Consider the following 21,030-nt stretch of genomic DNA (forward strand, 5'->3'; position numbering starts at 1 on the left):
GCGGTCAGCTTCGCCCGGGAGAAGGCGAGGATGAAGTGCCGCCGGTCCCAGAGCTGACGGACGTACTCGCCCAGGGACGGCCGGGCGCCGCTGACGGACAGCCCGTACTTGGCGGCGAGCCGGTCCGCCGTCAGGCCCTCGTCGGGCGGCACGGCCGCGGTGACCGCGACCGTGCCGTCGTGCGTGGTCTCACTCACTGGTGGAAAACTTTCGTCCTCGAGATGCGCGGCCCGCGGGGGGCCTGGCATGAGCCGGGGAGCCTGGGTACGGCCCCGATGTTCCCGGATACGAGCTTGTCAGATGACGGGGGGCCGGCCCAGTCGGGTCAGCCGCCACACCGTACGCCACTTCATGGGCCGGCGGGGTCCGCAGGGGGTGGCCCAGCCCTCCCGGAATCCGCCGAACCACGCCTTCAGCGCGGGGCGCGAGGGCCGGCGCAGGAGGGTGAGGAGCATCCAGACGCCCAGGTAGACCGGGACCAGGAGCGCGGGAAGGTTGCGGCGGGCCAGCCAGACCCGGTTGCGGGCGACCATGCGGTGGTAGACCGCGTGCCGCGAGGGGGCGGTGGTCGGGTGGTACAGCACCATGTCGGACCGGTAGTCGATCAGCCAGCCGGCGTCGAGGGCCCGCCAGGCCAGGTCGGTCTCCTCATGGGCGTAGAAGAACTCGTCCGGCAGCCCCCCGACCTCGGCGAGGACCTTGGTGCGTACGGCGTTGGCGCCGCCGAGGAAGGTGGTCACGCGGGAGGAGCGCATCGGGTCGGAGGCGCGCAGCCGGGGCACGTGGCGGCGCTGGGTGACCCCGGTCTCCGGGTCGGCGATGCGGAAGCTGATGATGCCGAGCGCCGGGTCGGCCGCGAAGGCCTCGCGGCACAGCTCGGCGGTGTCGTGGCCGGCGAGCAGGCCGTCGTCGTCGAGGAACAGCAGGATGTCGACGTCGGTGCCGCCGGGGCCGAAGGCCTCGATGCCGACGTTGCGGCCGCCGGGTATGCCGAGGTTCTCCGGCAGTTCGACGGTGCGGACGCCCTCGGGGACCTCGGGGACGGGCGAGCCGTTGCCGACGACCACGACCTGGACGGGGTCGCCGTCCTGCTTGGCGACCGAGTCCAGCAGGGCGCGCAGTTCGTCGGGGCGGTTGCCCATGGTGATGATCACCGCGCCGACCTTCATGCCGGCGCTCACTTCAGCCTGCTGGAGGCGAGGACGGACACCAGGTGCAGCAGGGTCTGCAGCAGGGCGATGCCGGCGAGGACGGCGGTGCCCAGGCGGGTGAAGAACAGGCCGCCCTGGACCGCGTCCGCGATCGCGAGGACCAGGATCAGCAGGGACGCCTCGATGCCGAGGATGAGGCGGTGGAACTTGAACGCGGCGGCGGCCCGGCGGGCCAGCGCCATGCCGGAGGAGCGCATCTCGGAGGCGGCCTCCTTCACCGGCGGCAGCCCGTTCTGGTGGCGGGCGACGCCGACGAGGTCGGTCTCGGCCTTGATCAGGACCGCGCCGAGGGCGGCCAGGGTGCCGAGGAAGGCCCAGAGCCAGTCGATCCGGCCGGGGCCCCACAGGTCGGCGGCGCGCAGGCCGAGGCCGACCAGGACGGCCGCGTCGGTGAGGTAGGCGCCGACCCGGTCCAGGTAGACCCCGCCGAGCGAGTACTGCTTCCGCCAGCGGGCGATCTCGCCGTCGACGCAGTCCAGCAGCAGGTACAGCTGGACGGCGACCACGCCGAGGACGGCCCCCGTGATCCCCGGCACCAGCAGCGCCGGGGCCGCGAGGACGCCGAAGACGGTCATCAGGTACGTGAGCTGGTTGGGCGTGACCCTGGTGTTCACCAGGTAGCGGTCCACCCGCAGGGACACCTCGCGCATGTAGAGGCGCCCCATCCAGTGCTCACCGCTGCGCCGGTCCTTAACCCCCGGGGGGTGCACGACCGGACGGAGTTCAGCTACTGATGGCCTTGACATAGTCGGCGTAGACGTCCTTGATCTGTTCGGTCTTCAGGTCGAGATGTTCGAGGATGGTGAAGCGTCCGGGGCGGGTCTCCGGGGCGAACTCGACGGCCCGGACGAACTCGTCCGGCGTGAATCCGATCTCCTCCGGCAGCACCGGAAGTCCGTGCCGGCGCAGCACCTCGGCCATGTGGGCCGACTCCTCGTGGGCGCCGCGCAGGTACATCGCGAAGGCGGCGCCCAGTCCGCACTGCTCGCCGTGGGCGGCGGCCCGCTTGGGGTAGAGCAGGTCGAAGGCGTGGTTGATCTCGTGGCAGGCGCCGGAGGAGGGGCGGGAGTCGCCCGACACGGACATGGCGATGCCGGTGAGGACCAGCGCCTCGGCCAGCACCTGGAGGAAGCCGTCGTCGCCGACCCCGCCCGGGTGCCGCAGCACCGCCTCGCCGGCCTGCCGGGCCATGGCGGCGGCCAGCCCGTCGATCTTCTCCCCGTTGACGCGGTGGGCCAGTTCCCAGTCGGCGACCGCGGAGATGTTGGAGATGGCGTCGCCGATGCCGGACCGCACGAAACGGACCGGTGCCTCGCGGATGACGTTGAGGTCGATGACGACCGCGATCGGGTTCGGTACGCCGTACGAGCCGCGGCCCGCGTCGTTGTCGAGGGTCGCGACCGGCGAGCAGAGGCCGTCGTGCGCGAGGTTGGTGGCGACGGCGACCAGGGGCAGGCCGACGCGTGCCGACGCGAACTTGGCGCAGTCGATGATCTTGCCCCCGCCGAGGCCCACGACCGCGTCGTAGTGGCCGGCCTTTATCTCGCCGGCCAGCCGGACCGCGTCGTCGATGGTGCCGCCGCCGACCTCGTACCAGTCGGCGCCGGGCAGCGAGGGCGCGAGCCGCTCGCGCAGCCGGGCGCCCGAACCGCCGCTGACGGCGATGGCGAGCCGGCCCGACTGCGAGATGCGCTCGTCGGCGAGGACGCAGGCCAGGTCGTCGAGGGCACCCGGGCGGATGTCCACGACGACCGGCGAGGGGATGAGCCGGGTCAGTACTGGCACGCGATCTCCCGTCCGCGGGCGAGGTCGTCGTGGTTGTCGATCTCCACCCACTCGACGTCGCCGATCGGCGCCACGTCGATCCGGAAGCCGCGGTTCACCAGCTCCTGGTAGCCGTGCTCGTAGAACTGCTGCGGGTCGGTCTCCCACACGGTCTTCAGGGCGTCGGCCAGTTCGGGGGCGGCGTCGCCCTCGATCAGGGTGACGCCGATGTACTCGCCGGTCGCCTCCGCCGGGTCCATCAGCTTGGTGATCCTCGTCATCCCCTTGGCGGGGTCGACGACGACCTTCATCTCCTCGTCGGCGAGCTGCTTGACCGTGTCCAGGGCGAGGATGATCCTCTTGCCGTCGCCGCGGGCGGCGAGCAGCGTCTTCTCGACGGAGACCGGGTGCACGGTGTCGCCGTTGGCGAGGATCACGCCGTCCTTGAGGGCGTCACGGCCGCACCACAGGGAGTAGGCGTTGTTCCACTCCTCGGCCTTGTCGTTGTCGATGAGGGTGAGCTTGAGGCCGTACTTCGCCTCCAGGGCCGCCTTGCGCTCGTACACGGCCTCCTTGCGGTAGCCGACGATGACCGCGACCTCGGTCAGACCGATCTCGGCGAAGTTGCCGAGGGTGAGGTCCAGGACCGTCGGTTCGCCCTCTATGCCCGCGGGCCCCACCGGCACCAGCGCCTTGGGAAGGCTGTCGGTGTAGGGGCGCAGACGCCGTCCGGCGCCGGCCGCCAGCACGAGGCCGATCATGCGGTTTCTCCTTCATCGTGTACGGCGGGCGCCCCTGCGGACACCCAGAAGCGGATGCTCTCGACGAGCACCACCAGGGCCACGGCCACGGCGAGGACCGTGAGCGCGACCGTGAACTGCGAGGCGGTGAGCAGTGCCGCCAGGACGGCGACCACCAGGGTGCGGCCCTCGTGCCCCCCGATCGCCCGCACCAGCCAGCGCGGGGACGCGCCCGCGTTGCCGCGGATGCGGTAGACCGTGTCGTAGTGATGGTAGGCGACCGCGGCCACCAGCCCGTAGGCCGCCGGAAGGGCTCCGTTCACGTCCGCGTCGGCCGCCAGTGCCAGGACGGTGCCGTACTCGGCGGCGCGGAGGAACGGCGGGACCAGCCAGTCGAGGGCGCCCTTGAGGGGGCGGGCGACGGCGAGGGCGGAGGTCAGGACGTAGCCGCAGGCGGCGACGGCCGTCCAGGGACCGCCGAAGCCGGTGAGCAGGGCCGTGGTGACGACGGCGAGACCGCCGAGCAGGGCGACGGCGGGGGCGGTGAAGCCGGGCAGGCGCCGCGCGGGGTTCTTCAGCGGGCCGGCGAGCGCCTGGGCGAGCGGGCCGGAGTCGGCGAGGTCCGCCAGCGCCTGTGCCGCCCGGTCGGTCCGCTTCGCCTTGCGGGTCAGCGAGCGCAGGACCCGGCCCGCCGTGGTGTACGTCGCGGCGAAGGCGCAGCCGACGAGCAGGGCGTAGAAGGTGATCCGGGGGGTGGTGACGGCCGTGAGGACGGCGATCATCGCCCAGCGTTCGCCGATGGGCAGGACGATCATGCGGCGCAGCCAGACCGTCCAGCCGACGCTGTCGAGCTTGTCGGAGAGGGCTGCGGTGGGGCTCGTGTTGGCGGTGGCGTCGTGGTTGGCCTCGTTGAAGGAGAAGTCGACCACGTGCCGGCAGGTCTGCAGCACCATCGCGCCGAGCGCGAGGGCCCACACGTCGTCACCGCCGCGGGCCGCGCCGAGCGCGAGGCCGGCGTAGTACGCGTACTCCTTGGCGCGGTCGAAGGTGGCGTCGAGCCAGGCGCCGAGGGTGGAGTACTGCAGGGAGTAGCGGGCGAGCTGGCCGTCGGTGCAGTCCAGCACGAAGGAGGCGATGAGCAGTGCGCCGGCGGCGACGAAGCCGCCGCGGGTGCCGGTGGCGGCGCAGGCGGCGGCTATGAGCGCGGTGAGCAGGGAGGCGGTGGTGACCTGGTTGGGGGTCAGTCCGCGGCGGGCGCACCAGCGGGCGATGTAGCGCGAGTACGGGCTGACGAAGTAGGTGGTGAAGAAGCCGTCGCGGGCCTTGACGGCCGACTTCAGGCGTACGGCCTCGTCGTCGACGGCGGCGACGGCCTGCCGGGCCTCGTTGCGGGTCTGGGGGTCGCCGGGGACGGTGGCGACGAGGCTGCCGAGCTCGGGGCGGTGCACGTCGGCGCCGTCGGCGTCGAGGGCCGCGACGACGCGGTCGGCGAGGCTGTCGACCAGGGTGGTGCCGCCGGCCGGCTCCGCGGAGTCCTCGCGGGCCATCGCGCGGATCAGGGCCTGGCGGCCGGCCGGCCGGGCGGTGACGGCGCCGGGGATCGCGGAGAGCGGGAAGCGGGGGTCGGTGAGGCCGAGGCGCAGCGCGTGCACATGACCCACGAAGCGGGCGTCGACCACGGCGACCCGCTGTCCGGCGGGCACCCCGGCGAGCAGGGTCCCGGCCTCCGCGGTGCCGGACGCGATCCGCACGTCGAATCCGAGGGAGCGCAGATCGCCCTCGAGTGACGAACCGGGGACCGGCTGACCGGTCAGGATGGCGGTCGACAACCGAATCTCACTCCCTGGGTGCCGACGCGTCGACGCCGGTCATGTACACGATTGAGGTGCCCGTGCGGACCCCCGGGCGGCATGTCGGCAGAGGTTATCGGATGCCCGGAAGCCCGCGTTCACCGCCCGTTCGACGATTGGACCGGCATGGTTGGCCCGCGCGCCTCTGCCGCGATCATCATCGGTGATGCGGGGCTCGACCCACAAACCGCTCCACCAGAACGGACATGTAGCCCGGATCAGCACATCGGGGACCGCCGCGTCCGCTCGGCATAGGGTGGGCGACCATGACATGGCTGATCACCGGCGGGGCCGGTTACATCGGGGCACACGTGGCGCGGGCCATGACCGGTGCCGGGGAACGGGTCGTGGCGCTGGACGACCTCTCGGCCGGGGTGCCGGCGCGGCTGCCCGCCGACGTCCCGCTGGTCAAGGGCTCGTCGCTGGACGGCGCGTTGCTGAGGCGGGTGTGCGCGGAGCACGGGGTGACGGGTGTGGTGCACCTCGCCGCGCGCAAGCAGGCCGGCGAGTCCGTGGCGCAGCCGACCCGGTACTACCGGGAGAACGTGGGCGGCCTCGCGACCCTCCTGGACGCCGTCGCCGACGCCGGGATCGAGCGCTTCGTCTTCTCCTCGTCCGCGGCCGTGTACGGCGACCCCGGTGTGGACCTCATCACGGAGGACACCCCCTGCGCCCCGGTGAACCCCTACGGCGAGACCAAGCTCGCCGGTGAGTGGCTGGTCCGGGCGGCGGGCCGGGCGCACGGCATCGACACGGTGTGCCTGCGCTACTTCAACGTGGCGGGGGCGGCGGCGCCGGAGCTGGCCGACACCGGTGTCTTCAACATCGTGCCGATGGTCTTCGACCGGCTCACCCGTGACGAGGCCCCGCGCGTCTTCGGCGACGACTATCCGACGCCGGACGGCACGTGCGTCCGTGACTACATCCACGTGGCCGATCTGGCGGAGGCGCATCTGGCGGCGACCCGCAAGCTGTCCGAGGGGAAGCTCACGGGAGACCTGACGGTGAACATCGGCCGCGGCGAGGGCGTCTCGGTGCGCGAGCTGATCACGGTCATCGGCGAGGTCACCGGCGACACCCGGGCCCCGCTCGTCGAGGGTCGCCGCCCCGGCGACGCGCCCCGCGCGGTGGCGTCGGCCGCCCTCGCGGCCGAGCGGCTCGACTGGACCGCCCGGCGCTCGGTGCCCGAGATGATCGAGTCGGCGTGGCGGGGGTGGCGGCTGCACCACGGCGGCTGAGCCGCGAGCGGAGTCGGCCACCACCTGACCTGCGGATCGTTTACGCAGGTCAGGGCACATGACAACGATGTTCAGTGCCGCGTTGCGGATACCCCCTCCCCGTAGTTCACTGTGATCCGGACGGGGACACGGGAAGGGATCTTTCGATGGGGGCTGGACACGGTCACGGGCATGCGCACGGCGCGCCCGCCGGCGGTACCGCGAGTGCGGCGTACCGCGGCAGACTGCGGGTGGCGCTGGCGATCACGCTCGGTGTCATGGTGGTCCAGATCGTCGGCGGCGTACTGGCCGACTCGCTCGCCCTGGTCGCGGACGCGGCCCACATGGCGACGGACGCCCTGGGCCTGGGCATGGCGCTGCTCGCGATCCACTTCGCGAGCCGCCCGCCGAGCGAGCGCCGCACCTTCGGGCTGGCCCGCGCGGAGATCCTGGCCGCGCTGGCCAACTGTCTGCTGCTGCTCGGCGTCGGCGGTTACGTGCTGTACGAGGCGATCGAGCGGTTCGTCACCCCGGCCGACACCAAGGGCGGCCTGGCGGTGGTGTTCGGCGCGATCGGCCTGGTCGCCAACCTGGTGTCGCTCATGCTGCTGATGCGCGGGCAGAAGGAGAGCCTGAACGTGCGCGGCGCCTTCCTGGAGGTGGCGGCGGACGCGCTCGGCTCGGTCACGGTGATCGTGTCCGCGCTGGTGATCCTGGCCACCGGCTGGACGGCCGCCGACCCGATCGCCTCCCTGGTGATCGCGGTGATGATCGTGCCGCGGACGTGGAAGCTGCTGCGCGAGACCCTGGACGTGCTGCTGGAGGCCGCGCCCGAGGGCGTCGACATGCGGCAGGTACGGGCGCACATCCTGGCCACGGACGGCGTGGAGGACGTGCACGACCTGCACGCCTGGACGATCACCTCGGGGATGCCGGTGCTCTCCGCGCACGTGGTCGTCAGCTCCGACGTCCTGAACAGCATCGGACACGAGAAGATGCTGCACGAGCTGCAGAACTGCCTGGGCGCCCACTTCGACGTGGAGCACTGCACCTTCCAGCTGGAGCCCGGCGGGCACGCGGAGCACGAGGCGCGCCTCTGCCACTAGGACCGGTCCGCACGCGCCGTCGCGCGTCAATGCGCCGGGGAACGCGGCCTTCCGCCCCCGTGCGGGCGCCCTGGGGACATGCGGGCGCGTCGGGGAGTGCCGGGGGTGCCGGATTCGTGCGGCAGACTTGGGGCGCGAAGACCGAGTGAAGGATGGGTATGCCGATCACACCTGCCACCGCGACGGACAGCCCGTCGAACGGCGCCGCCGAGCCGATTTTGCTGGAACTGGTCGACGAGGACGGTGTGACGACCGGCACGGCGGAGAAGCTCGCCGCCCATCAGCCGCCGGGGCTGCTGCACCGGGCGTTCTCGGTGTTCCTGTTCGACGAGCACGGGCGGCTGCTGCTGCAGCAGCGGGCGCTGGGCAAGTACCACTCCCCCGGCGTGTGGTCCAACACCTGCTGCGGTCACCCCTACCCCGGTGAGGCGCCGTTCGCGGCGGCGGCCCGGCGGACCTTCGAGGAGCTGGGCGTGTCCCCGTCGCTGCTCGCCGAGGCCGGCACGGTCCGCTACAACCACCCGGACCCGGCCTCGGGCCTGGTGGAGCAGGAGTACAACCACCTCTTCGTCGGCATGGTGCAGTCGCCGCCGCGGCCGGATCCGCGGGAGGTGGCGTCCACGGCGTTCGTGACTCCGGCGGAGCTGGCGGAGCGGCACGCGCGGGACACCTTCTCGGCCTGGTTCCCGACCGTCCTGGACGCGGCCCGCCCGGCGGTGCGCGAACTGACCGGACCGTCGGCGGGCTGGTGACCTAGACGGCCCGCGTGGGCTTGAGCGGCAGGACGGCCCAGATCACCTTGCCGCCGGTGGCGGTGTGCTCGACGTCGCACGCCCCGCCCGCCTCGCGGGTGATCTCCCGTACCAGGAGCAGTCCGCGGCCGCCGGTGCGGCCGTGGTCGGTCTCCAGGGCGGTGGGCCGGTAGGGGTGGTCGTCCTCCACGGACACCCGGATCCACTCGGCGCCGACGGCGACCTCGACGGCGAGCGTCGGGGACAGCAGCGCCGCGTGCCGTACGGCGTTGGTGACCAGCTCGGAGACGATCAGCAGCAGTCCCTGCACGACGTCGTCCGCGACCGGCACCCCTTGGCGCAGCAGCAGGTCCCGCACGGCGTGGCGGGCCTGCGGGACCGAGGCGTCGACGGCCGGGGCGGTGAACCGCCAGACACCTTCGTACGGCAGCGGATCGCCGCTCTCACGCTCGATTGTCACCACACGTCGAGTGTTGGCACCGACCGGCTCCGCACCTCGACCCTGAACAGAAGTCAGCGGATATCGAGCGTTCTCGACCGCCCGCGCATGACAAGTTCGCCTGTGGGACCGTTCCGGTCCGCCCTGTGCCGGATCGGCGAACTATTCGGGTTGTACGGGTTCGGCGGCCCGGTCATCGCCGCCGTGCGGCCCCTTCTCCGGCGCCCCCGCGGTCCCCTCGCCGGCCAGCCGGTCGGAGACCATGCCGACGATCCGGCGTCCGCCGTAGCCGGTGGCGATCAGGCCGAGCCCGTCGAAGAGCAGGGAGAGGGAGAAGAACGTACCGATGACGTACTGGCTGCTGCTGGGCCAGGTGGCCAGCACCAGGACGCCGAGGAGCAGCCCGAAGGCGCCCTGCACCAGCGTCCAGCCGAACTGCGGCCCGCGCACCACCAGGCTGCCGACGAGGCGGAACACCCCGCCGGTGAGGAACAGCAGCGCGGCGAACATGGTGAGCGCTTCGGCCGCGGCCTCCGGTGTCCTCAGGACGACCACGCCGGCCGCGATGTTCAGGGCCGCGACGACCACGCCGAGCCAGAAGAAGTTGGTGTGCCGCGCCTGGACGGCGTGCAGCAGTCCGACCAGGCCGCCGATCAGCAGCAGCCAGCCGAACAGCAGCATCGAGGTCAGGGTGGCGAGGCCGGTGTAGACCAGGCCGACCAGGCCCGCGACGACCAGGACCACGCCGAGCACGGTGAGCCAGCCGAAGCCGCGGCTCAGTTTCGCGACCTCGCCCTGGGACTTGGTGGACTTGGCCATGGCTGCCTCCTCGCTCCCGTTTCCCCTCTCCCGGTCTCCGCCGTCCGCCGCCCGCCGGGTGGAGTCCCTGCCGGCCGGGGCGCCGGCCCGGGCGGATAGCATCCGGCGCATGGAGCCCCAGCTGCTGCACGGCGTCACCGAGCACGTCGCCACGGTCGTCATCCGCAATCCCGCGAAGCGCAACGCCATGACGGCCGCGATGTGGGGTTCCCTGCCGCCGCTGCTGGAAACGCTGGCGGCCGACCCGGACGTACGGGTGCTGGTGCTCACCGGTGAGGGCGGGACGTTCTGCGCCGGTGCCGACATCTCCACGCTCCGGGGGTCTCCGCTTCGGGCGCAGCGGCTGGCCGTGGCGGCGGAGGAGGCGCTCGCCGCCTTCCCCAAGCCGACGCTGGCGGCGGTCCGCGGGCACTGCGTGGGCGGCGGGGCACAGCTGGCGGCGGCCTGTGATCTGCGGTTCGCCGAGGAGGGGGCGCGGTTCGGGGTGACCCCGGCCAAGCTCGGCATCGTCTACCCGGCCTCCGCGACCCGGCGGCTGGTCTCCCTGGTCGGCCCGGCCACCGCCAAGTACCTCCTGTTCTCCGGCGAGTTGATCGAGGCCGGGCGGGCGCTGCGCACCGGTCTGGTGGACGAGGTGCTGCCCGAGGGCGAACTGGACGGGCGGGTGGCCGGGTTCACCCGGATCCTGGCGTCCCGGTCGCGGCTGACGCAGGCGGCGGCGAAGGAGTTCGCGGACGGCCGCACCGACCGGGACGCGTACTGGGGTGAGCGGGCCCGGGAGAGCGGCGACACCGCGGAGGGCGTCGCCGCGTTCCTGGAGCGCCGGACGCCGCGCTTCACCTGGAGCGTCTCTACGTCAGGATGAAGCGGCTCTTCGCCCGGAACTCCTCGACGAGGTGCGCGGGCGCCTTGTGCGGGGAGCCGGCGTCGTAGGGCGGCTGCGGGTCGTACTCGGTGAGCAGCTGGACGGCTTGGGCGTGTTCGTCGCCGGCGATCCGGCCGAGCAGGGTGAGCCCCATGTCGATGCCGGAGGAGACACCGGCCGCGGTGACGTACTTGCCGTCGGTCACCACCCGCTCCCCGGTCGGCTCGGCGCCGTACCGCTTCAGGTGGTCGAGCGCGAGCCAGTGGGAGGTGGCCCGGCGTCCCCGGAGGAGCCCGGCCGCGGCCAGCAGCAGGGATCCGGTGCACACGGAGGTCGTCCAGGTGCTGGACGCGTCGGCGGCGCGCAGCCAGTCCAGCAGCACCTCGTTCTCCATCTGGGGAGTCTGTCCGGGGCCGCCGGGGACGACGACGACGTCCGGGTGCGGCACCTCGGCCAGGGTACGGTCCGCGGTGATCGCGAGCGTGCCGGTGTCGGTGCGCACGGGACCGGTCCGCTCGGCGACGAACACGGTCTCCGCGTCCGGGAGCCGGCCGAGGGTCTCGTAGGGGCCCACCGCGTCGAGGGCGGTGAAGCGGTCGAAGAGGACGATGGCGATCTGCATCGGCGGCCTTTCAGGTGTGGGCGGGTGCGGGGGCGGGCCGGAAGCGGCGGCGGTACTCCGCCGGTGACGCCCCGAGGGTGCGGACGAAGGCGCGCCGCATCGCCTCGGCGGTGCCGTAGCCGCTGGCGCGGGAGATCTCCTCGACGCCGTCACCGGTGTCCTCCAGCAGCCGCCGGGCGTGTTCGAGGCGTACGCGGTCGACGTAGCGGCCCGGCGTCATGCCGGTCTCGGCGCGGAAGGCGCGGGCGAAGTGGCGCGGCGAGAGGGCCGCGCGGGCGGCGAGCGCCTCGACGGTCAGCTCCGCGTCCGGGTGCTCGGTGATCCACTGCTGCACCTCGCGCAGCGGCTCGCGCCGTGCGGTCTGGGCGGCGAGCTGGGCGCTGAACTGGGCCTGGTTCCCGGGCCTGCGCAGGAACACCACCAGGTGCCGGGCCACCGTGAGCGCGGCCTGGCGGCCGAGGTCCTCCTCGACCAGGGCGAGCGCGAGGTCGATGCCCGAGGTGACGCCGGCGGAGGTGGCGACGTGGCCGTCCCGGACGTAGATGGGGTCCGGGTCGACCTCGACGGCCGGGTGGTTCCGGGCCAGCGTGTCGCAGTAGGCCCAGTGCGTGGTGGCGCGGCGACCGTCCAGCAGTCCGGCCCCGGCGAGCAGGGCCGCTCCCGTGCAGACGGAGACCAGCCGCTCGGCGCGCGGTCCGTGCCGCCGCAGCCAGTCGGTCAGCCGCGGGTCGGGCCGGCGGGTGCCCCGGCCGCCGGGCACGAGCAGCGTGTGCGGTTCCGGCGCGTCGGCCAGCGCTCCGTCCGGTACGACGGTCAGTCCGCTGGTCGTGCGTACCGGAGCGCCGTCCAGGGAGGCGGTGCGCAGCCGGTACGTCCCCGGGGTGTGCTGCTCGGCGCCCGCGAAGACCTCCACGGGACCGGTGACGTCGAGGCTCTGCACCTGGTCGAAGAGGACGACGAGAACGGTTCGCTGCGCCATGCGGACGATTCTTCGCGATGCCCGTGGTGGCTGCAACGACGGGTTCCCCACCTTTCCTGCCATGCATGTTGAAGCGTCGACGAGGTACCCGCGTCATTCCCGGCCGGGGAGGCCGGGAGACGAAAGGGGAAACACGTGTTCCGTGCCATCGCAGATGTCCTGCGCCAGATCGGCGGTGCCGTCGCCACCGTCGTGACACTGCCGTTCCGGGCGCTCGCCCGGCTGTTCGGCGGGGCCTCGTCCGCCACCCGCGGCCGTCGCGCCTGACGCCGCCCGCGCGGTCCCCGGGCGAGTCGCCGCCCTGATCCCCGATTGTCGGCGCCACCTGCCACAATTGCCGCGCAACCTCAGTGGAGAAGGCGGTACGGGAACGTGACGACACCCCTCGCAGGGTCCATCGAAGGCAGGATCGCCGAAGAGCTCGGCGTACGGGAGCGGCAGGTCAGGGCTGCCGTCGAACTGCTCGACGGCGGTTCGACGGTGCCCTTCATCGCCCGCTACCGCAAGGAAGCGACCGAGATGCTCGACGACGCGCAGCTGCGCACGCTCGAGGAGCGGCTGCGCTATCTGCGGGAGCTGGAGGAGCGCCGGACGGCGATCCTGGAGTCGGTGCGCGAGCAGGGCAAGCTGACGGACGAGCTCGAGGCGCGGATCCGGGGCGCGGAGACCAAGGCGCGCCTGGAGGACGTCTATCTGCCGTACAAGCCCAAGCGGCGCACCAAGGCGCAGATCGCCCGCGAGGCGGGGCTCGAGCCGCTGGCGGAGGGGCTGCTCGGTGATCCGGGCGTCGAGCCCCTCGCCGCGGCCGCCGCGTTCGTGGACGCGGAGAAGGGTGTCGCCGATCCGCAGGCCGCCCTGGACGGTGCGCGGGCCATCCTCACCGAGCGGTTCTCGGAGGACGCCGACCTGATCGGCGAGCTGCGCGAGCGCATGTGGGTGCGCGGGAGGCTGGCCGCGAAGGTGCGCGACGGCAAGGAGGAGGCGGGCGCTAAGTTCTCCGACTACTTCGACTTCGCCGAGCCGTTCACGGAGCTGCCCTCGCACCGGATCCTGGCGATGCTGCGCGGCGAGAAGGAGGAGGTCCTCGACCTCGTCCTGGAGCCCGAGGAGCCGGTGGACGGCCCGTCGTCGTACGAGGGGATCGTCGCGAACCGGTTCGGGATCGCCGACCGGGGGCGTCCGGCTGACAAGTGGCTGGGCGACACGGTGCGGTGGGCCTGGCGCACCCGCATCCTGGTGCACCTCGGCATCGACCTGCGGCTGCGGCTGCGTACGGCGGCCGAGGACGAGGCGGTGCGGGTCTTCGCGGCGAACCTGCGCGACCTGCTGCTCGCCGCCCCGGCCGGTACGCGCGCGACGCTCGGCCTCGACCCCGGTTTCCGTACGGGTGTGAAGGTCGCCGTGGTGGACGCGACCGGCAAGGTCGTCGCCACGGACGTCATCCATCCGCACGTCCCGGCCAACCGGTGGGACGAGGCGATCGCGAAGCTGGCGCGGCTGGCGAAGGAGCACGCGGTCGAGCTGGTCGCGATCGGCAACGGTACGGCGTCCCGCGAGACCGACAAGCTCGCCGGTGAACTCATCACCAGGCACCCCGAGCTGAAGCTGACCAAGGTGATGGTGTCCGAGGCGGGCGCCTCCGTGTACTCGGCCTCCGCCTTCGCCTCCCAGGAGCTGCCCGACATGGACGTGTCGCTGCGCGGCGCGGTGTCGATCGCGCGCCGGCTCCAGGACCCGCTGGCCGAGCTGGTGAAGATCGACCCGAAGTCGATCGGGGTCGGCCAGTACCAGCACGACCTGTCCGAGGTGAAGCTGTCGCGTTCGCTGGACGCGGTCGTGGAGGACTGTGTGAACGGCGTGGGCGTGGACGTCAACACCGCGTCGGCGCCGCTGCTCGCGCGGGTCTCCGGCATCACCTCCGGGCTCGCCGAGAACATCGTGGCGCACCGGGACTCCAACGGGCCGTTCCGGTCGCGCGGCGAGCTGAAGAAGGTGGCGCGGCTCGGCCCGAAGGCGTACGAGCAGTGTGCGGGCTTCCTGCGGATCCGCGGCGGTGACGATCCGCTGGACGCGTCGAGCGTGCACCCGGAGGCGTACCCGGTGGTGCGGCGGATGGTGAAGTCCTCCGGCGCGGAGGTCGCCGCGCTGATCGGGAACACGGCGGTGCTGCGGTCGCTGCGGCCGGAGGACTTCGTGGACGAGACGTTCGGTCTGCCGACCGTGAGCGACATCCTGAAGGAGCTGGAGAAGCCGGGTCGGGACCCGCGGCCGGCGTTCAGGACCGCCGTCTTCAAGGAGGGGGTGGAGAAGATCTCCGACCTGGCCTCCGGGATGGTGCTGGAGGGTGTCGTCACGAACGTGGCCGCGTTCGGGGCGTTCGTGGACGTCGGTGTGCACCAGGACGGGCTGGTGCACGTGTCGGCGATGTCGAAGACGTTCGTCAAGGATCCGCGGGACGTGGTGAAGCCGGGGGACATCGTCAAGGTGAAGGTGCTTGATGTGGACATCCCGCGAAAGCGGATCTCGCTGACGTTGCGGCTGGACGACGAGGCCGCGCCTCAGGGGGAGCAGCGGGGGCAGCGCGGGGAGCGGCAGGGGGGTCGGCCGCCGAAGCAGCGGCAGCAGGGGCGGTCCGGTTCCGGGGGGAAGGGGCGCTCTGCGGCTGCGCCCGCTCCGGCTAACGGGGCGATGGCTGACGCGTTGCGGCGGGCCGGGCTGGCGTAGGCGCCGGCGTTTTGGCTGGGCGGGGGTGGGTGCGCGGGCCGGTGCTTGCCGGGTGCCGCCCGCGCCCACCCGTGCCGCCCTGCGGCACGATTGCCCGCGGAGGGGGCGGGCGGGGCGGCAGCCCGCAGTCAGGCAGGGGCCTCCGTCACCTTGCCGTTCGTGACCTCCAGGCGTCTGGTCACCTTCACCGCGTCGAGCATGCGGCGGTCGTGGGTGATCAGGAGGAGGGTGCCCTGGTAGGTGTTGAGGGCTGATTCGAGTTGTTCGATGGCCGGCAGGTCCAGGTGGTTGGTCGGCTCGTCGAGGACCAGGAGGTTGACGCCCCTGCCCTGGAGGAGGGCCAGGGCGGCCCTCGTGCGTTCGCCCGGGGAGAGGGTGACCGCCGGGCGCATGACGTGGTCCGCCTTGAGGCCGAACTTGGCCAGCAGCGTGCGGATGTCGGCCGGTTCCAGGTCGGGGACCGCCGGGCGGAACGCGTCGAGCAGGGCTTCGGGGCCGTGGAACAGCGCGCGGGCCTGGTCGACCTCGCCGAGGAGTACGCCCGAGCCCAGGGCGGCGTGTCCGGCGTCGAGCGGGACGCGGCCCAGCAGGGCGCCGAGGAGCGTGGACTTGCCCGCGCCGTTGGCGCCCGTGACGGCCACCCGGTCCGCCCAGTCGATCTGCAGGGACACCGGGCCGAGGGTGAAGTCGCCGCGCCGTACCTCGGCGTCCCGCAGCGTCGCCACCACCGCGCCGGAGCGGGGCGCCGACGCGATCTCCATGCGCAGCTCCCACTCCTTGCGCGGCTCCTCGACCACCTCCAGACGTTCGATCATGCGCTGCGTCTGACGCGCCTTCGCGGCCTGCTTCTCGCTGGCCTCGCTGCGGAACTTGCGGCCGATCTTGTCGTTGTCGTTGCCCGCCTTGCGGCGCGCGTTCTTCACGCCCTTGTCCATCCAGGCCCGCTGCGTCTGCGCCCGGTCCTGGAGCGCGGCCTTCTTGTCGGCGTACTCCTCGTACTCGTCGCGGGCGTGCCGGCGGGCCACGTCCCGCTCCTCCAGGTAGGCCTCGTAGCCACCGCCGTAGAGGTTGATCTGCCGCTGGGCCAGGTCGAGTTCGAGGACCTTGGTGACCGTGCGGGTGAGGAACTCGCGGTCGTGGCTGACGACGACCGTGCCCGCGCGCAGGCCGGTCACGAAGCGTTCGAGGCGTTCCAGGCCGTCCAGGTCGAGGTCGTTGGTCGGCTCGTCGAGGAGGAAGACGTCGTAGCGGGAGAGGAGGAGGGAGGCGAGTCCGGCGCGGGCCGCCTGCCCGCCGGAGAGTGAGGTCATCGGCTGGTCCAGGCCGACGGCCAGGCCGAGGGAGTCGGCGACCTCCTCGGCGCGCTCGTCGAGGTCGGCGCCGCCCAGGGACAGCCAGCGCTCCAGGCTGGTGGCGTACGCGTCGTCCGCGCCCGGCGCGCCGTCGACCAGGGCCTGGGTCGCCTCGTCCATCGCCCGCTGGGCCTCGGCGACGCCGGTGCGGCGGGCCAGGAACGCCCGTACGCTCTCGCCGGGCCGGCGCTCCGGCTCCTGCGGGAGGTGCCCGACGGTCGCGGTGGGCGGGGAGAGGCGCAGCTCGCCCTGTTCCGGTGCGGTGAGGCCGGCGAGCAGGCGCAGCAGCGTGGACTTGCCCGCGCCGTTGGCACCGACCAGGCCGATCACGTCGCCGGGTGCGACGACGAGGTCGAGACCGGTGAACAAGGAGCGGTCGCCGTGCCCGGCGGCGAGGTTCTTGGCGACGAGGGTGGCAGTCATCAGACCGCCGATCCTAACGGCCGGGCGCGGCCGGTCGCGCCCCCGGTTCTCACCGCCCCACCTCCGTCACCCGTACCGTCCCGCCGGTGCGCGCGACGAGGTACGCCTCGCCCTTCACCGCCCTGCCGTCCAGCGGGACCCGGTGGCGGCCGGGTTCGAGTACGCCGTCGAAGAGGTCCTGGACGTGGGTGCGGGAGAGGCGGTCGATCCGGTACGCGGTGAGCCGGACCCGGCAGGACGAGGTGACCTCCAGCTCCGCCGCGTCGCCGGTGGCGGTGAGTTCCGTGAGGCGGCTCCGGTCCCGCGGGCCGCGCTCCAGGGCCTGTTCGGTCTGGGCGACGAGGAGGGGGACGACCGGGGCGAAGCCGTCGACGCAGGGCACGTCGACGCCGGCGCCGGCGAAGGCGCGGCGGACGGCGTCGCGTTCGCCGTCGCCCACCGACCGGCCGAAGACCACGGCGCCGTAGCCGCGCAGTTCGTCGGCGGGGACGCCGTCGGCGTCGTGGGCGATGTCGGCGCCGATGCCGATGGTGCGCAGGGCCGCGGCGAGCTTGGCGAGCAGGGCGACCCGGGCGCCGATCAGCAGGACGCGGCGGCGGGCACCGGGGGCCTCGCCGTCGAGAAGGGCGGTGAGGGCCGTACGGTACTCGGTGCCGCGGAAGCGGAACGGGCCTATGCCGTGGTAGCCGTTGAGGTCCAGGTCGGCGTGCTCGTCGGTCTGCCAGGCGAAGTCGCGCCAGATGACGTCCTCGCCGTCCCGTTCGATGACCGCGGTCACCGCGCCGCAGGCGAGGTCCTCGCACTCGGGGCAGCCGTAGACGATGTACCGGCCGGCGGGCAGCGGCGCCTCGGTCTCCAGCAGCAGGCTGTGGATCTGGGCGGTGAAGAGGGAGGGCGGGACGTCGGAGGCGAGCGGGGAGACGGCGTCCAGGTCGGAGAGGCGGAAGAGCAGCGGGCAGCCGTCGACGACGAAGTCGACGAAGTCCCGGTGGACTTGGTAGTCACCGTTGGCGAGGAGTCCACCGGCTCTCGTCGCCGGTGCCAGGCCGAAGGTCGCGTACTCGGCAGACATGCCGTGAGTATTCCCACCGGGGAACGGACCTGAGCACGGCATGACATATTCCGCTACGGTCCACCGATGGGAACCGAACTGGACCGCGATGTCCTGGTGGTCGGCGGCGGGGTCGTCGGGCTGACGACGGCCGTGGTGCTCGCCGAGCGCGGCGTACGGGTACGGCTGTGGACGCGCGACCCGGTCGAACGGACCACTTCGGCGGTCGCGGGCGCGCTGTGGTGGCCGTACCGGATCGAGCCGGTGGTGCCGGTGCGCGCGTGGGCGCTGCGCTCGCTGGAGGTGTACGAGGAGCTGGCGGCGCGGCCGGAGGCCACGGGCGTACGGATGGTCGAAGGGGTACTGGGCGAGACGGGGCTCGACGAGGTCGGCGCGTGGGCCGCGGCGCGGCTGCCGGGGCTGCGCGTGGCGACGGCCGGGGAGTATCCCCTCGGAGCGGGGGTGTGGGCGCGGCTGCCGCTCATCGACATGCCGGTTCACCTGCCGTGGCTGCGGGAGCGGTTCCTGGCGGCGGGAGGTGTCGTCGACGTCCGTACGGTGGCGGACCTGTCGGAGACCGGTGGTGTGCCGGTCGTGGTCAACTGCTCCGGGCTGGGGGCGCGGGAGCTGGTACCGGATCCCTCGGTGCGGCCGGTGCGGGGGCAGCTGGTGGTCGTGGAGAACCCGGGGGTCCGTACGTGGACGGTGTCCACGGGGGCGGACGGTTCGATGGCGTACCTCTTCCCGCAGCCGGGGCGGCGGCTGGTGCTGGGGGGTACGGCGGAGGAGGACGCGTGGTCCCCGGAGCCGGATCCGGGGGTGGCCGAGGCGATCGTGCGGCGGTGCGCGGTGCTGTGCCCGGCTGTCGCGGGGGCGCGTGTCCTGGAGCACCGGGTGGGGTTGCGGCCGGTTCGGGACGCGGTGCGTCTGGAGCGTGTGCCGCTGCCGGGCGGGCGGGTGCTGGTGCACAACTACGGTCACGGGGGTGCGGGGGTCACGGTGGCGTGGGGTTGTGCGGAGGAGGCGGCGGTGCTCGCCGCCCGCTGAACCGGGGCGGGGCCGGGCTGGGCCGACTGGCGTTCGCAAGGTGCCTCCCCCGGAGGGGGCGCCCCCAGCGCCCACCCGTGCCGCCCTGCGGCACCACTGCCCGCGGTGCGGCAAGGGAGGGCCTCGGCACTACCGCCTGCGGCTGGCCGAGGGAGGGTCTCAGGACGGCTGCCCGCGGTGCGGCAAGGGGTGGCCTCGGTACGGTATGGGGGTCAGTGTTTGCCGATGGGGTCGCCCTCCACGTCCGGGCCGCGGCCCGGGCCCACCCGGATCTCGAATTCGCCGTCGTATTTCCTGTGGCCCTCGATGACGGCGAGTTCCACCGCCTCGGAGCCCATCTCGCCCCGCACGATGAGCGGATCGCGGCGCAAGTCGCGCATGAGTGCCACGCACATGAAGACCATCACGACGACGAACGGGGCCGCCGCGAGGATCGTGAGGTTCTGCAGGCCGGTCAGCGCGTCACCCTGCCCGCTGCCGACCAGCAGCATGATCGCCGCCACCCCGCCGGTGACCACGCCCCAGAACACCACCACCCAGCGGCTGGGCTCGAGCGCGCCCTTCTGCGAGAGGGTGCCCATCACGATGGAGGCCGCGTCGGCGCCCGAGACGAAGAAGATGCCGACGAGGACCATCACCAGCAGGCTGGTGAGGGTGGCGACGGGGTACTCCTGCAGCACGGCGAAGAGTCGGCCCTCGGGGGTCGTCTCGTCGCCGAGCCGGTTCTGCTCCTGAAGCTTCATCGCCGAGCCACCGAAGACCGCGAACCAGACCAGGCTGACCGTGCTGGGCACGAGGATGACTCCGCCGATGAACTGGCGGATGGTCCGGCCCCGGCTGATCCGGGCGATGAACATGCCGACGAAGGGCGTCCAGGAGATCCACCAGGCCCAGTAGAAGACGGTCCAGCTGCCCAGCCAGTCGGCGACGCCCTCGCCTCCGCTGATCTCGGTGCGGCCGGCCAGCTCGGGCAGGTCGCCGAGGTAGGCGAAGACCGAGGTCGGCAGCAGGTCCAGGACGAGGATGGTCGGGCCCGCGGCGAACACGAACACGGCGAGGATCAGGGCCAGCACCATGTTGGTGTTGGACAGCCACTGGATGCCCTTCTCCACGCCGGAGACCGCGGAGGCCACGAACGCCAGGGTCAGCGCCGCGATGATGCCGACCAGCAGCCCGGTGCCGATCTTGTCCATCCAGTCGAGCTTCTCCACACCGGAGCCGATCTGCAGCGCGCCGAGGCCGAGCGAGGCCGCGGAGCCGAAGACCGTCGCGATGATGGCGAGCACGTCGATGACCCGGCCGCCGACGCCGCCCGCGTGCTTCTCCCCGATGAGCGGGGTGAACACGGCGCTGATGGTCTGCCGACGGCGCCTGCGGAAGGTGCTGTAGGCGATGGCGAGGCCGACCACCGCGTAGATCGCCCACGGGTGGAGCGTCCAGTGGAAGAGGGTGGTCGCCATGGCCGTCTCCATGCGGTCGCCCGAGTCGGCCGGGCTGGTGCCCGGCGGGGGCGTCGTGTAGTGCGCGAGCGGTTCGCTCACGCCCCAGAACATCAGGCCGATGCCCATGCCGGCGCTGAACATCATGGCGATCCACGACACCGTGCGGAACTCCGGCTCCTCGCCCTCGGCGCCGAGGTGGATCCGGCCGTAGCGGCCGGCCGCGAGCCAGAGGGCGAAGACGACGAAGCCGGAGGCGGCCAGCATGAACGCCCAGCCGCCGTTGTGCATCAGCCCGCCGAGCAGGGTGCCGGACGCGTCCTCGAGCGAGTCCGTCGCGACGGCGCCCCACAGCACGAACGCGAGGGTGAGTACGGCCGTGACGCCGAACACCACCCGGTCGGTCCGCGGACGCTCCCGGCCCGGCAGGCCCGCTTCCGAACCCGGGAGCGGGCCCGCCGTGTCGTCCTTGTCGCCGTGCTGGTCGTGCGTCACAGGCGGCACCTTCCCTCAGAGCCATTGGGCGGAGGGCACTCCTCCCGTTACGCCCCTACCACCTTTGGCGCAAAACTCACCTCAGCGACGGAAAGTGTCGGCCTCCCCTTCCACCAGGTGATACGTCGTGCGGCC

19 protein-coding genes and 1 pseudogene are annotated in these 21,030 nt (G+C 72.7%); 7 read left to right on the top strand and 13 right to left on the bottom strand.

The genetic code is table 11. The features are described from left to right. The 6 genes and pseudogenes from AB0A94_RS36810 to AB0A94_RS36835 form a co-directional block, all read right to left on the bottom strand. A pseudogene (locus AB0A94_RS36810) lies at positions 1-197 on the bottom strand (ABC transporter permease); the annotation flags it as partial. 99 nt (positions 198-296) lie between these two features. Then, positions 297-1,169 carry a glycosyltransferase gene (locus AB0A94_RS36815; RefSeq protein ID WP_217130699.1) on the bottom strand — a complete coding sequence of 291 codons (873 nt, stop codon included), beginning with the start codon at positions 1,167-1,169 and terminating at the stop codon, positions 297-299. A gap of 8 nt (positions 1,170-1,177) precedes the next feature. Continuing rightward, positions 1,178-1,957, bottom strand: coding sequence for a CDP-alcohol phosphatidyltransferase family protein (locus tag AB0A94_RS36820; RefSeq protein WP_361751150.1), 780 nt, complete (start codon positions 1,955-1,957; stop codon positions 1,178-1,180). Next, positions 1,935-2,996, bottom strand: a complete 1,062-nt coding sequence (locus AB0A94_RS36825) for an iron-containing alcohol dehydrogenase family protein (protein ID WP_361751152.1) — start codon at positions 2,994-2,996, stop codon at positions 1,935-1,937. The genes AB0A94_RS36820 and AB0A94_RS36825 overlap by 23 nt, the downstream gene beginning before the upstream one ends. After that, positions 2,984-3,736: a phosphocholine cytidylyltransferase family protein gene (locus AB0A94_RS36830; protein WP_361751154.1), complete on the bottom strand. Its 753-nt coding sequence runs from the start codon at positions 3,734-3,736 to the stop codon at positions 2,984-2,986. Before AB0A94_RS36830 ends, AB0A94_RS36825 begins: the two co-directional genes overlap by 13 nt. Next, complete coding sequence (locus tag AB0A94_RS36835) at positions 3,733-5,544, bottom strand: DUF5941 domain-containing protein (protein WP_361751155.1); 1,812 nt, start codon at positions 5,542-5,544, stop codon at positions 3,733-3,735. Before AB0A94_RS36835 ends, AB0A94_RS36830 begins: the two co-directional genes overlap by 4 nt. 287 nt (positions 5,545-5,831) lie before the next feature. On the opposite strand from AB0A94_RS36835, the gene galE reads away from it, so the two are divergent. The 3 genes from galE (at position 5,832) to idi (ending at position 8,640) form a co-directional block, all read left to right on the top strand. Next, positions 5,832-6,803 carry a UDP-glucose 4-epimerase GalE gene (gene galE, locus AB0A94_RS36840; protein WP_361751157.1) on the top strand — a complete coding sequence of 324 codons (972 nt, stop codon included), beginning with the start codon at positions 5,832-5,834 and terminating at the stop codon, positions 6,801-6,803. 146 nt (positions 6,804-6,949) lie between these two features. Further along, positions 6,950-7,888, top strand: coding sequence for a cation diffusion facilitator family transporter (locus AB0A94_RS36845; protein WP_361751159.1), 939 nt, complete (start codon positions 6,950-6,952; stop codon positions 7,886-7,888). Positions 7,889-8,046: 158 nt separating this feature from the next. Continuing rightward, positions 8,047-8,640, top strand: coding sequence for an isopentenyl-diphosphate Delta-isomerase (gene idi, locus AB0A94_RS36850; protein WP_361751161.1), 594 nt, complete (start codon positions 8,047-8,049; stop codon positions 8,638-8,640). A 1-nt stretch (position 8,641) separates the two neighbouring features. Here the strand turns inward: idi and AB0A94_RS36855 are convergent, their stop codons facing one another. Then, a complete protein-coding gene (locus AB0A94_RS36855) occupies positions 8,642-9,103 on the bottom strand; it encodes an ATP-binding protein (RefSeq protein WP_361751163.1) in 462 nt (153 codons plus the stop codon). 138 nt (positions 9,104-9,241) lie between these two features. Further along, entirely contained in the window at positions 9,242-9,898 is a 657-nt protein-coding gene (locus AB0A94_RS36860) for a DUF308 domain-containing protein (protein ID WP_361751165.1), read from the bottom strand. Between the two features lie 109 nt (positions 9,899-10,007). On the opposite strand from AB0A94_RS36860, the gene AB0A94_RS36865 reads away from it, so the two are divergent. Then, positions 10,008-10,763: an enoyl-CoA hydratase/isomerase family protein gene (locus AB0A94_RS36865; protein WP_361751167.1), complete on the top strand. Its 756-nt coding sequence runs from the start codon at positions 10,008-10,010 to the stop codon at positions 10,761-10,763. On the opposite strand, the gene AB0A94_RS36870 is transcribed toward AB0A94_RS36865, so the two are convergent. Together AB0A94_RS36870 and AB0A94_RS36875 are read right to left on the bottom strand one after the other, a co-directional pair. Next, positions 10,750-11,385, bottom strand: coding sequence for a DJ-1/PfpI family protein (locus AB0A94_RS36870; protein WP_361751169.1), 636 nt, complete (start codon positions 11,383-11,385; stop codon positions 10,750-10,752). The genes AB0A94_RS36865 and AB0A94_RS36870 overlap by 14 nt on opposite strands. Before the next feature lie 10 nt (positions 11,386-11,395). Next, entirely contained in the window at positions 11,396-12,364 is a 969-nt protein-coding gene (locus tag AB0A94_RS36875) for a GlxA family transcriptional regulator (RefSeq protein ID WP_361751171.1), read from the bottom strand. 135 nt (positions 12,365-12,499) lie between these two features. Between AB0A94_RS36875 and AB0A94_RS36880 the strand changes: the two genes are divergently transcribed. Continuing rightward, complete coding sequence (locus AB0A94_RS36880) at positions 12,500-12,631, top strand: LPFR motif small protein (protein WP_271321520.1); 132 nt, start codon at positions 12,500-12,502, stop codon at positions 12,629-12,631. A gap of 105 nt (positions 12,632-12,736) precedes the next feature. Further along, entirely contained in the window at positions 12,737-15,088 is a 2,352-nt protein-coding gene (locus tag AB0A94_RS36885) for a Tex family protein (RefSeq protein ID WP_361751173.1), read from the top strand. Between the two features lie 128 nt (positions 15,089-15,216). Here AB0A94_RS36885 and AB0A94_RS36890 read toward each other — a convergent pair whose 3' ends face one another. Together AB0A94_RS36890 and AB0A94_RS36895 are read right to left on the bottom strand one after the other, a co-directional pair. After that, positions 15,217-16,863, bottom strand: a complete 1,647-nt coding sequence (locus AB0A94_RS36890) for an ABC-F family ATP-binding cassette domain-containing protein (RefSeq protein ID WP_361751175.1) — start codon at positions 16,861-16,863, stop codon at positions 15,217-15,219. A gap of 49 nt (positions 16,864-16,912) precedes the next feature. Then, positions 16,913-17,935: an oxidoreductase gene (locus AB0A94_RS36895; protein ID WP_361751177.1), complete on the bottom strand. Its 1,023-nt coding sequence runs from the start codon at positions 17,933-17,935 to the stop codon at positions 16,913-16,915. Positions 17,936-18,001: 66 nt separating this feature from the next. Here AB0A94_RS36895 and AB0A94_RS36900 point away from each other — a divergent pair, with 66 nt between their 5' ends. Then, positions 18,002-18,961 carry an FAD-dependent oxidoreductase gene (locus AB0A94_RS36900; protein ID WP_361751179.1) on the top strand — a complete coding sequence of 320 codons (960 nt, stop codon included), beginning with the start codon at positions 18,002-18,004 and terminating at the stop codon, positions 18,959-18,961. Between the two features lie 212 nt (positions 18,962-19,173). Here AB0A94_RS36900 and AB0A94_RS36905 read toward each other — a convergent pair whose 3' ends face one another. Continuing rightward, positions 19,174-20,895, bottom strand: a complete 1,722-nt coding sequence (locus AB0A94_RS36905) for a BCCT family transporter (protein WP_361751181.1) — start codon at positions 20,893-20,895, stop codon at positions 19,174-19,176. Between the last annotated feature and the right edge of the window lie 135 nt (positions 20,896-21,030).

Origin of the sequence: Streptomyces sp. NPDC044984, from assembly GCF_040646935.1 — a bacterium.
Taxonomy (GTDB): Bacteria; Actinomycetota; Actinomycetes; order Streptomycetales; family Streptomycetaceae; genus Streptomyces.

What these genes read in the sequence shown, in the direction of transcription:
- AB0A94_RS36815 (WP_217130699.1), bottom strand. Translation starts at nt 1,169, where the DNA reads ATGAAGGTCGGCGCGGTGATCATCACCATGGGCAACCGCCCCGACGAA.
- AB0A94_RS36820 (WP_361751150.1), bottom strand. Translation starts at nt 1,957, where the DNA reads ATGTCAAGGCCATCAGTAGCTGAACTCCGTCCGGTCGTGCACCCCCCG.
- AB0A94_RS36830 (WP_361751154.1), bottom strand. Translation starts at nt 3,736, where the DNA reads ATGATCGGCCTCGTGCTGGCGGCCGGCGCCGGACGGCGTCTGCGCCCC.
- galE (WP_361751157.1), top strand. Translation starts at nt 5,832, where the DNA reads ATGACATGGCTGATCACCGGCGGGGCCGGTTACATCGGGGCACACGTG.
- AB0A94_RS36845 (WP_361751159.1), top strand. Translation starts at nt 6,950, where the DNA reads ATGGGGGCTGGACACGGTCACGGGCATGCGCACGGCGCGCCCGCCGGC.
- idi (WP_361751161.1), top strand. Translation starts at nt 8,047, where the DNA reads ATGCCGATCACACCTGCCACCGCGACGGACAGCCCGTCGAACGGCGCC.
- AB0A94_RS36860 (WP_361751165.1), bottom strand. Translation starts at nt 9,898, where the DNA reads ATGGCCAAGTCCACCAAGTCCCAGGGCGAGGTCGCGAAACTGAGCCGC.
- AB0A94_RS36865 (WP_361751167.1), top strand. Translation starts at nt 10,008, where the DNA reads ATGGAGCCCCAGCTGCTGCACGGCGTCACCGAGCACGTCGCCACGGTC.
- AB0A94_RS36870 (WP_361751169.1), bottom strand. Translation starts at nt 11,385, where the DNA reads ATGCAGATCGCCATCGTCCTCTTCGACCGCTTCACCGCCCTCGACGCG.
- AB0A94_RS36875 (WP_361751171.1), bottom strand. Translation starts at nt 12,364, where the DNA reads ATGGCGCAGCGAACCGTTCTCGTCGTCCTCTTCGACCAGGTGCAGAGC.
- AB0A94_RS36890 (WP_361751175.1), bottom strand. Translation starts at nt 16,863, where the DNA reads ATGACTGCCACCCTCGTCGCCAAGAACCTCGCCGCCGGGCACGGCGAC.
- AB0A94_RS36895 (WP_361751177.1), bottom strand. Translation starts at nt 17,935, where the DNA reads ATGTCTGCCGAGTACGCGACCTTCGGCCTGGCACCGGCGACGAGAGCC.
- AB0A94_RS36900 (WP_361751179.1), top strand. Translation starts at nt 18,002, where the DNA reads ATGGGAACCGAACTGGACCGCGATGTCCTGGTGGTCGGCGGCGGGGTC.